This window comes from Geodermatophilus chilensis (assembly GCF_002802985.1).
GTDB lineage: Bacteria > Actinomycetota > Actinomycetes > Mycobacteriales > Geodermatophilaceae > Geodermatophilus > Geodermatophilus chilensis.
Genome location: NZ_NVPT01000176.1, coordinates 1 through 9,917 on the forward strand (window position 1 = coordinate 1; position 9,917 = coordinate 9,917).

General features: G+C 70.5%; 10 protein-coding genes. 6 read left to right on the forward strand and 4 right to left on the reverse strand.

Going from position 1 to position 9,917, the window contains the following annotated elements; genetic code table 11:
- Positions 1-1,011, forward strand: a 1,011-nt coding sequence (locus tag CNO22_RS22500; protein ID WP_100501495.1) for a sensor histidine kinase, incomplete at its 5' end; no start/stop codon positions are given.
- A gap of 504 nt (positions 1,012-1,515) precedes the next feature.
- On the opposite strand, the gene CNO22_RS22505 is transcribed toward CNO22_RS22500, so the two are convergent.
- Positions 1,516-1,932: an LmrA/YxaF family transcription factor gene (locus CNO22_RS22505; protein WP_198588526.1), complete on the reverse strand. Its 417-nt coding sequence runs from the start codon at positions 1,930-1,932 to the stop codon at positions 1,516-1,518.
- On the opposite strand from CNO22_RS22505, the gene CNO22_RS22510 reads away from it, so the two are divergent.
- The gene (locus CNO22_RS22510) at positions 1,918-2,451 is read left to right on the forward strand and encodes an MDR/zinc-dependent alcohol dehydrogenase-like family protein (RefSeq protein ID WP_198588527.1); all 534 of its coding nucleotides are present in this window, start codon (positions 1,918-1,920) and stop codon (positions 2,449-2,451) included. The genes CNO22_RS22505 and CNO22_RS22510 overlap by 15 nt on opposite strands.
- 96 nt (positions 2,452-2,547) lie before the next feature.
- Here CNO22_RS22510 and CNO22_RS22515 read toward each other — a convergent pair whose 3' ends face one another.
- On the reverse strand, positions 2,548-3,780 hold the full coding sequence (locus CNO22_RS22515) for an IS110 family RNA-guided transposase (protein ID WP_100501498.1): 1,233 nt from the start codon (positions 3,778-3,780) through the stop codon (positions 2,548-2,550).
- 305 nt (positions 3,781-4,085) lie between these two features.
- Positions 4,086-5,318 (reverse strand): IS110 family RNA-guided transposase, encoded by a 1,233-nt coding sequence (locus CNO22_RS22520; RefSeq protein ID WP_100501498.1) that lies wholly within the window; start codon positions 5,316-5,318, stop codon positions 4,086-4,088.
- 962 nt (positions 5,319-6,280) lie between these two features.
- On the opposite strand from CNO22_RS22520, the gene CNO22_RS22530 reads away from it, so the two are divergent.
- The 3 genes from CNO22_RS22530 (at position 6,281) to CNO22_RS22540 (ending at position 8,092) form a co-directional block, all read left to right on the forward strand.
- Positions 6,281-6,553: a helix-turn-helix domain-containing protein gene (locus CNO22_RS22530; RefSeq protein WP_100501501.1), complete on the forward strand. Its 273-nt coding sequence runs from the start codon at positions 6,281-6,283 to the stop codon at positions 6,551-6,553.
- Between the two features lie 565 nt (positions 6,554-7,118).
- The gene (locus CNO22_RS22535) at positions 7,119-7,535 is read left to right on the forward strand and encodes a hypothetical protein (protein WP_198588528.1); all 417 of its coding nucleotides are present in this window, start codon (positions 7,119-7,121) and stop codon (positions 7,533-7,535) included.
- Positions 7,532-8,092, forward strand: a complete 561-nt coding sequence (locus tag CNO22_RS22540) for a GIY-YIG nuclease family protein (RefSeq protein ID WP_100501503.1) — start codon at positions 7,532-7,534, stop codon at positions 8,090-8,092. Before CNO22_RS22535 ends, CNO22_RS22540 begins: the two co-directional genes overlap by 4 nt.
- 9 nt (positions 8,093-8,101) lie before the next feature.
- Here the strand turns inward: CNO22_RS22540 and CNO22_RS22545 are convergent, their stop codons facing one another.
- Positions 8,102-9,022 carry a DUF6910 family protein gene (locus CNO22_RS22545; RefSeq protein ID WP_100501505.1) on the reverse strand — a complete coding sequence of 307 codons (921 nt, stop codon included), beginning with the start codon at positions 9,020-9,022 and terminating at the stop codon, positions 8,102-8,104.
- A gap of 99 nt (positions 9,023-9,121) precedes the next feature.
- Here CNO22_RS22545 and CNO22_RS27320 point away from each other — a divergent pair.
- On the forward strand, positions 9,122-9,917 hold a 796-nt coding region (locus CNO22_RS27320; protein ID WP_157937075.1), incomplete at its 3' end, for a DUF222 domain-containing protein.

Below are 9,917 nucleotides of genomic sequence, written 5' to 3' on the forward strand. Positions count from 1 at the left end.
CCGGTCTTGAGCTTGGCCGTCGGGGTCCTGGCCATGACCGCGCTGGCGCCGCCGCGTGCATTGGATCAGCTCGCCATACCGGTTGGGGTCGCGGTCGGTCTGTCCATTGTCATTGCGGTGGTTGTCGCCAAGATCATCATGATAGCGAGCGTTGCACTGCGTCGGGCCGTCGAGCTGCTCGGCGACGGAACCGAGTTCGTACCTCCGCGCGCCCCGACGGCCGAACTCGCAGCGCTGGCTGCGGCACTCGACGACGCCCAGCATCGGCTGCATGAGGCCCGCCGCCGTGAGGCGGAGCTGGAACGCAGTCGGCACGAGATGCTTGTCGGCCTCGGTCACGACCTTCGCACGCCGCTGGCCCGGTTGCGGTCCATCGTCGAAGCGCTGCAGGAGGAAGGGCCCTCAGATCCGGCCGTCCTCGATTCCTATCTAGGAGTTCTTCAGTCGCAGACCATGCGTCTGAACACCCTCATCGATGAGGTCGTCGAGCTGACGCGCATCACTTCGGGGCTCGTCGATCCAGTGTTCGCTCCCCTGGCCCTCGATGATCTGGTGTCCAACGCGCTGGCCGATGCCAACCCTCACGCCAGGCAGCGGGGTGTGGCACTCAGCGGCGACGCCCCGCCGGGCATCACCGTCAACGCTGACGTTCGGCTCATGACGCGGGTCCTGGACAACATGGTCGACAACGCCATTGCGAACACCGCACCAGGAAACGGCGTCCACATCAGTGCTGCATCGCGTTTCGACGGCGTGGTACTGGAAGTCCAGGACAGCTGTGGCGGAATCCCGGAGGAGAACATTCACCGCCTGTTCGACCCGGGCTACCGTGGCGACACCAGTCGTGGCGCTACTGACGGGGCGGGATTCGGTCTCGGGCTCGCCATCGCGCGAGGCCTAGCTGAAGCGAATGGCGCGCGGATGAGCGTGCAGAACGTGGGCGACGGCTGCCGCTTCTCCGTGCTCTTCGCGCCGGTCACCCCTGCACAAGTGCGTCAGCCTGGCCGGTAGCGAAGTGGGATAGAGCATGAGCCGAACAGATCTGATCAACCGCGCCGTACCCACACGGCACCAAGCGCCAATGTGGCAGCGGGGCGCTTGGAAACTGCAGAAGATTAACCGGTGGAGTGTCGTCGAGGGCATCAAGACCGACCGCTCACCGCGGTGCACCAACCTGTCCGGGCAGTACAGCTAGCCCGTGCCCACTACCAGACGGGGACGGTTGAATGAAATTGGGGACGGTGCGTTATGTGCCCGTGCGGCCGGCGCCAGCTCTCTCCCCCGATGCGAAGTCCCTACGATGACCCGTTCGGGCCCCTTGGTCCGATGAGTGGGTGATGAACGCCGTCCCCCCTGGCGCCGCGCAGGGTCAAGAGGAGGTCGCTGAAGTACCTCACTGGCAGCGCCACGTCAGTTGGGAACAGGATCGTCTGCACCACCTCCTCGGAGGCGATGTCGACACACACAAGGTTCCACCTGCCGTGCCGGGCGCCCTTCCTGTCGGCGTCCTCTTCGTCAGGTCGGGACGGCGAACGAGGTCAAGTGGGTGAAGCCGGCGGCGAGGGCGTTGCGCATTGGAGCCGGATCTCGCTTCGTTGCGGACAGGAGATACCCGCCTTGCACTATGGCGATAGTGGTCTGGGCGAGAGACTCAGGGTCGGCGTCTCTCCGCAGCAGGCCCGCGGCTTGCATCATCCACAGCCTTCCCGCCAAGGATGATTCCCAGCGGGTGAAGGCGTAAGCGGCAACGAGGCGCAACTTGTCGCTCTGGTCGAGCACCTCGCTCACCATCGAGCCGAGTGGGCAGCCGTGAAACTCTCGCTCGGTCTCGTGCCTGCGCACGAGCGCGTCGAACCAGGACTCGATGCCTGCCCAGCTGTCCGGCGGAAAAGAGTTCTGTTCGCCGAGCGATTGGAGATGGCCCGCCGCCACGGCATCGAGGTCGTCGATGACAGCGAGGTGGACGACGTCCCCGGCGCGATCATGGAGATGACCCACGGGCGGGGTGCCGACGGGGTTGTGGATGCGGTCGGGATGGAGGCCCACGGCTCGCCCGTCCAGGCAGCCCTGCTCGGGGCCGCCGGCAAGCTGCCCGGCCCGCTGGCCCGCAAGGCAGCTGAGACGGTCGGCGTGGACCGGATGGCCGCCATGCGCACCGCCTTCTACAGCGTTCGACGCGCCGGCACCATCTCTCTGATCGGCGTCTACGGCGGCCAGGCCGACCCGTTTCGGATGATGGACCTATTCGACAAGGGCGTGACGATCCGGATGGGACAGGCGCACGTCAAGCGCTGGGTCGACGAAATCATGCCGGCACTGATCGGCGACGGCGATCCGCTCGGCACCGAAGACCTCACCACCCATCCGATGCCGCTGGAACAGGCCCCACGGGGATACGAGATCTTCCAGAAGAAGCAAGAAGGGTGCATCAAGGCCGTCCTCAAGCCCTGAGGCCACGCCTCGCCACAGACCCGTGAATAGGTGAGCTGCAGGCGCGCGTCAGCGCGGGCGGGCGAAGCCCGTCCTCCAGTTGTTCTGCAGTTCCGGTTAGGCGACTGGGTCGAGGACCACGGTGTGGCCGAGGCGTTCGAGCTGGGCGACCAGCCGGCGGGTGTGCGCGGCATCGTCGCGCCGGGCCAGCCAGTCGGCGCCCAGCTCCTGGTAGGGCTCATCCCGCAGCAGGATGTAGTAGGCCGAGACCAGGATGGAGTGCGCGACCGCCACCGCGGCGCGGCCCATCCCGCGCCGGGCGGTGAGCCGGGCGTGCTGGGTGGACAGGTAGTTGCTGCCCTTCATGCGACCGACCGAGCCGGCCGCCTCGACCAGCATCGCGGTCAGCCACTTGTTGCCGTGCCGGGTCCCGGACGGGCGGCGCTTGCCGGCGGACTCGTAGATCGCCGGCGCCACGCCGGCCCAGGCGGCCAGGTGCGCCGCCGATGGGAAGCGGGACATGTCCCCGCCGGTTTCGGCCAGGATCACCTGGGCGACCTTCTCCCCCACGCCGGGGATGGTCTGCAGCAGCTCCAGCTGGTGCGCCCACGGCCGGCAGGCCTCGGCGATCACCGCATCCAGCTCGGCGAGCGCGGCCTCGACCCGCTCCAGGCGGTGCAGCATGCTGCCGGCCAGCTGGGCGTGATCGGCGTTGAAGTGCCCGGTCAGCGCCTCGACCAGGGCCGGAATCTTGATCCGCATCCGGCCCTTGGCCAGCTCCGCCAGCACCTGCGGATCCTGCTCGCCGGCGATCAGCGCGCCGAGCATCGCCCGGGCTGATGCCGTGGTGAGGCTGGAGGCGACCGAGGAGAGCTTGATGCTGGCGTCCTCCAGCATCAGCTCCAGCCGGATCGTGTCGCGGGTCCGGTCGCCCATCAGCTGCACCCGGTAGCGGGTCAGCATCCGCAACCGGCGAATGTCGGGAGGCGGCACGAACGACGGGCTCAGCAGCCCGTGCTCGAGCAGCTGCGCGATCCACTCCGCATCCTTGACGTCGGTCTTGCGACCCGGGACGGCCTTGATGTGCGCGGCGTTGAGCAGCCACGTGTCCATGACCTCCTCCAGGCAGTAGAACGGCGCCTTCCAGTACGTCGAGGTCGACTCCATCGCCGCGATCGTCACGCCGCGCTCCAGCAGCCAGTCCCGCATCGCCTGCAGCGAGCGGGTCATCGTCGGATACGTCCGCACCTCACTGACCCGGCGCCCGTTGGGCCCGGACGTGCGCACGCAGACCGTCAGGCTCGCCTTGCCGATGTCCAGCCCGGCGACCCGGTCGAAGAGCAGTTCCACTTGGGGTTCCTCCTCGGTATCGGCACCGATGGGCGTCGCCCGGAGGGCCCTCTGCCAGGGAGACAGACCCACGCGCTCTACGGCAGCAATCACAGGCACCCGAGGACCCCGCGCCATACACCTCTACGGGCGCTCCCGCGCCAATGTGACCCGACGTCGCCGGACGACCGGAGCATTCTCATCCCTACAGGCAGCGATCAAGATCGCGACCTTTACACCTCTTGCAGACCCGTGAATAGGTGAGCTGCAGGCGCGCGTCAGCGCGGGCGGGCGAAGCCCGTCCTCCAGTTGTTCTGCAGTTCCGGTTAGGCGACTGGGTCGAGGACCACGGTGTGGCCGAGGCGTTCGAGCTGGGCGACCAGCCGGCGGGTGTGCGCGGCATCGTCGCGCCGGGCCAGCCAGTCGGCGCCCAGCTCCTGGTAGGGCTCATCCCGCAGCAGGATGTAGTAGGCCGAGACCAGGATGGAGTGCGCGACCGCCACCGCGGCGCGGCCCATCCCGCGCCGGGCGGTGAGCCGGGCGTGCTGGGTGGACAGGTAGTTGCTGCCCTTCATGCGACCGACCGAGCCGGCCGCCTCGACCAGCATCGCGGTCAGCCACTTGTTGCCGTGCCGGGTCCCGGACGGGCGGCGCTTGCCGGCGGACTCGTAGATCGCCGGCGCCACGCCGGCCCAGGCGGCCAGGTGCGCCGCCGATGGGAAGCGGGACATGTCCCCGCCGGTTTCGGCCAGGATCACCTGGGCGACCTTCTCCCCCACGCCGGGGATGGTCTGCAGCAGCTCCAGCTGGTGCGCCCACGGCCGGCAGGCCTCGGCGATCACCGCATCCAGCTCGGCGAGCGCGGCCTCGACCCGCTCCAGGCGGTGCAGCATGCTGCCGGCCAGCTGGGCGTGATCGGCGTTGAAGTGCCCGGTCAGCGCCTCGACCAGGGCCGGAATCTTGATCCGCATCCGGCCCTTGGCCAGCTCCGCCAGCACCTGCGGATCCTGCTCGCCGGCGATCAGCGCGCCGAGCATCGCCCGGGCTGATGCCGTGGTGAGGCTGGAGGCGACCGAGGAGAGCTTGATGCTGGCGTCCTCCAGCATCAGCTCCAGCCGGATCGTGTCGCGGGTCCGGTCGCCCATCAGCTGCACCCGGTAGCGGGTCAGCATCCGCAACCGGCGAATGTCGGGAGGCGGCACGAACGACGGGCTCAGCAGCCCGTGCTCGAGCAGCTGCGCGATCCACTCCGCATCCTTGACGTCGGTCTTGCGACCCGGGACGGCCTTGATGTGCGCGGCGTTGAGCAGCCACGTGTCCATGACCTCCTCCAGGCAGTAGAACGGCGCCTTCCAGTACGTCGAGGTCGACTCCATCGCCGCGATCGTCACGCCGCGCTCCAGCAGCCAGTCCCGCATCGCCTGCAGCGAGCGGGTCATCGTCGGATACGTCCGCACCTCACTGACCCGGCGCCCGTTGGGCCCGGACGTGCGCACGCAGACCGTCAGGCTCGCCTTGCCGATGTCCAGCCCGGCGACCCGGTCGAAGAGCAGTTCCACTTGGGGTTCCTCCTCGGTATCGGCACCGATGGGCGTCGCCCGGAGGGCCCTCTGCCAGGGAGACAGACCCACGCGCTCTACGGCAGCAATCACAGGCACCCGAGGACCCCGCGCCATACACCTCTACGGGCGCTCCCGCGCCAATGTGACCCGACGTCGCCGGACGACCGGAGCATTCTCATCCCTACAGGCAGCGATCAAGATCGCGACCTTTACACCTCTTGCACCTCGGGTCTCGCAATTCGTGGTGACGGGTTACTGCAGGCTCGTCTGCAGCGTCGTGAGCATGGGAACCAGCGGGAGCCCCGAGTACCGGGCTCGACGGCGAGAGCGCGAGCGACAACGGCGCCAGCACCTTCAGCAGGCGCCGGTCAAGAAGGCTCGCTCGGACCCGGCGGGCGCCGAAGTAGTCGGTCGCGAGCGACGGAGCGCCGCGATGACCTGTGGGTGGTGCGATGGGCCGATCACTCCGCGGAGCCGGGGACCGATCCCGAAGTGGTGTTCGGCCACCTGTAGGCACCGCGCCTGGGAGCAGGCGCGGGCCGCGGCCTCGGGTCTCTCCGCGGTGGACGTCGTCGAGCGGCGCGTCGAGGTCCGGGTGCCTGTCGCGCCGACCCGTCGCGACTGGCCTCGGCTGCTCGGCGAGCTGGCCAACCAGCTGAACGACGGTCGCGTGTACGACCGCGACCTTCCCGGCCTGGCGCGACAGCTGGAGCCCCTACTGGAGGCCTACCGGAGACGGGCGCACGCGACCGGAGCCCCTCGGCTCTGCTGAGACTCCGGCTTCCGGACTTCTGGAGAAGCACCGCCCAGGGGCTCGAGTCTCCAGTCCGCCTGCGGCAGACCGGACTGCGCACTCCCGAGAGGCGAACTGGAGATTGTCCGGAGGCCGCCCCTCCACCATTGATGGGACGGGCAGCGCGGGCGCAGCCCGACGTCCCCGCTCGTGCACAGGAGGTGCGGTGAACCTCGACGACCTCAGGGCCAGCCGCTCCGCCGTTGTGACCGTCGCTCAGGCGGCCTCGGTCTTCGGCGTCGACGTGCGCACGGTGACTCGCGCTATCGAGAACGGCGAACTGCCCGCACTGCGGCTGGGACGCCGAGTATTGATCCCTCGGCTCCCTCTTCTGGCCTGCCTGGGTGTGACGGCAGACGGCGATCTCGCTGAGACATCGGACCCTCGCCAGCCGACCGACGGCTCCAAGGGAGCGCCGGAGATGACTGACCGGGCGTAGCGACAGAGTGAGCGATGTCCACAACAGCCGCGTTCGGGGCTGGCTCTACCGCGAGCAACCCATCCGCGACGTCCATGACGCGTAATCCGGCGTCGAGGACATGGGAGCCGTTGGATCGGCCGGTCCCCGCGATGCCGCCCTCATCAAGTGCCGGCAGGCCACCACAACGAGCTTCCCAACGCCGCCTCGTGATACTTCGCGTGATACCGCAGCCCGCGTATACCCGGGCATCTGGATGGGTCTGAGGGCCGCCGCGGCCTCCTGGTCCGCGCCAGAAACGCAGGTCACAGCATCTATAGGCATTCTGATGCCAGTCATCTGACGGGAGTTCGACTCCCCCCTCCCGCACTCGCCCGGGCCACCGAGTGCCCCGCGATCCGCCGGGTGGTCGGGACGCCGGCGACGGGTCGGTCCTGCAGGCTGAGCACACCATCCATGCCATGCCAGGAGTCCGAGGAGGCCCCGTGCTCTGCTGCCCACCCCACCGGACGCAGCTCGGACCGGGAGCAGCCCCCCGGATGACGAACGGTCCGGCTGCAGGGCTCCGCGGTCGGGGGCTCCACCGGTGAACGAGGCTCGCGTCGTGGCGGCCTTCTGCACCGCACTGGAAGCGGACGGGTGGGAGGTCAGGAGAGAGGTCCAGTTCGTCGACGTGGTCGCGTCCCGGGACGGGATGACGATCTACGCGGAGGCCAAGGGCCACACCACGAGCCCTGGGCTCGACGTCGACACGCTGTACGGGCAACTCCTGCGCCGCATGCGCCAGGAGGACGAACCTGGCGTCCGGTACGCCGTCGTCGTCCCGAGCGGCGTCCTGGCCGCGGCGAAGCGGGTGCCGACCTGGGTGCGGTCGCGGCTCCGGATCGACGTCTACGCGGTGCACGAGGACGGCCACGTCGAGCTGCACGGGTCCACCCCGCTCACCGACCCCGCGAACTCCCGGCTCGTCCCGGTCGAGGAGGACGACGGGAAGCGAACGTGACGGGAACGCTCGCCGACGAGCTGTGTGGCCCGCCGGCACACGTGGACGATGTGGGCGTCCTGCTGCCTCGCGCGCCGGGTCTCTACGCCTGGTGGGCGCCGGCTGGGGTGCTGCCCGCGGTGGCCGGCCCCGCCCATCCTGGCACCGGGGAGCTGGAGCTGCTCTACATCGGCCTCGCCCGGGACCTGCGCGCGAGAGTGGCCCGGAACCACGTCCGAGGCCCCACGGGTTCCTCCACACTGCGCCGCGCGCTGGTCGCGCTGCTGATGTCCTCCGAGGGCTACACCACCCGGTGGACCCGGACCCGAGTCGTACCGATCGACGGGGACGAGACGCGGTTGTCGGAGTGGGTGCGGCAGCACCTCCGGGTCACGTGGGCGGAGCACCCCGAGCCTCGGGCGGTGGAAGCCGCCGTGATCGCCGAGCTGGGGCCGCCACTCAACCAGGCCCACAACGAGGCCCACCCGCTGCACGGGGTGATCGCCGCCGCACGGGCGGCCTACCGGACCTCGGCCGGGCCTCGGCCGCACACTCCCGGAGGCCCCTCCCGCGCCTGAGCGCGGCCCTCAGCCCAGGGCGACCCGCAGCTCCAGCGCCGTGGACGCACGGGTGGGGTCGTCGTCGTCCACCACGGCCAGCAGGTGTGCCGTGCCGTCGCGGACAGCACGGAGGGCCAGCCCCTCGACCTTGGCCACGTGCCCGCCGACCTCGGGGACCGGGCTCACGTCCAGCACGCTGTCCCCGTCCACCAGCACCAGCGCCGAGGCCACCACGGGCCCGTCGTCGACGGCGTTGGGCGTGTCCTCCGCGGCGGCGCTGAGCAGCAGCCGCCCGTCCGGCAGGGCGATGGCATCGGTGACCGCGAGCCCCACGCCCGCCACCTCACCGAGCTCGTAGACCCGCGGCCGGGCCACCGGGACCGACCCGGCGCCCACCCGGCCGAGGACGGCGTCGACCAGTCCGGCCAGCGGGACGTCGACGCTGCCCGGGCGGACGCCGGCCGCCAGGTTGCCGCGGTTGAACCACCGCACCGTGTCGCCGCGTCGTGCGGCGCCCTCGAGGTTGAGCTGGTCCGCCGTGAGCCCGAGGCGCTGCACGACGGCGGCGTAGAGCGGCACGAGGTCCTCCGCCCGGACCACCGGCTGCCCGTCGTCCAGGCGCACCACCACACCGCGCGTGCGCCGGTCCGTGGCCCCGGAGCCCAGCAGCAGTACCGCCGGTTCGCCGTCCACCTCCGCGGGGCAGGCCACCTCGAGGTCGGGCTTGAGGCGCTTGGTCCCGGCCGCCTCGCTGAACCGGTCGTGGCCCTCCACGGGCGGCAGGAGGCGCACGGGGGTGACCGAGCCGGCCCGCCACCACGCGGCGGACGTGGAGTCGTCCTGGGCGACCAGCCAGCCGGCACCGAGCGGCGCGATGGCCGAGGCGGCGGTGACCGGCGTCCCGTCGTCGAAGGACAGGGCACGGACGTCGTCCACCGAGATGAGCACCGCACCACCCTGCCCGGACCGGCCGCGACCCGCTCAGCAGGGGACGTCTTCGCTGCTCAGCGCCCGGAAAGTGTCGTACCCCCGGCCTACGTTCGGGGTGTGTTCATCGGTGGCGGGTACGGCGTGGGTCTGACGGTGACCGATGTCGAGTTGCCGTTGGTGCCGCCGCTGGGTGAGCTGTTGCCGGTGTACGCGCGCTCGCCGGAGGAGAAGGCGCTGGAGCTGCAGCGGGTGCAGCGGCTCAAGGCCGCGTTGGCCGCCTACGAGCTGGAGCTGGTGGCGGCGTTCGCTGCGGACCGGCCGGCGTCGGCGGACCGGCAGCCGGGTGAACCGGGCGCCGCCACTTCCGGGGATGAGGCGGCGCCGGAGGGGGTGAGCGAGTTCTTTGCCGACGAACTCGCCCTGACGCTGAACTGTGCGCGGGCCACCGCGACCACGTTGACCGAGCACGCGCTGACGTTGACTCGGTCCTTGACCGCCACCCACACCGAGCTCGCGCAGGGCCGGCTGGACTGGCCGCGTGCCCGCACGATCAGCGAGGAGCTGGGCTGGAAGGTGCGCGGCACCGACCCCGCGGTGATCGCCGCGGTGGAGGCCGCGGTGCTGCCCGCGGCCGCGTCGCTGCCGGTCCGCAGGCTCAAGGCCCGGCTGCGGGCAGAGCTGGCCGCCCGCGACGCCGCGGCCTCCGACCGCCGCCGGAACAGGGCGCACCGGGCGGTCAACGTCACGCGCCGCCCGGTCGGGGACGGGATCAGTGAGCTGGTCGCCGGCATGCCCGATGAGCTGGCCGCGGCCCGCCAGGCCACCGTGGACGAGCTGGCCTGGCGGGCGAAGAAGGCCGGGGACGACCGGCCGATCGGCATGCTGCGCTCCGGCATCCTCGCCGACCTGGTGC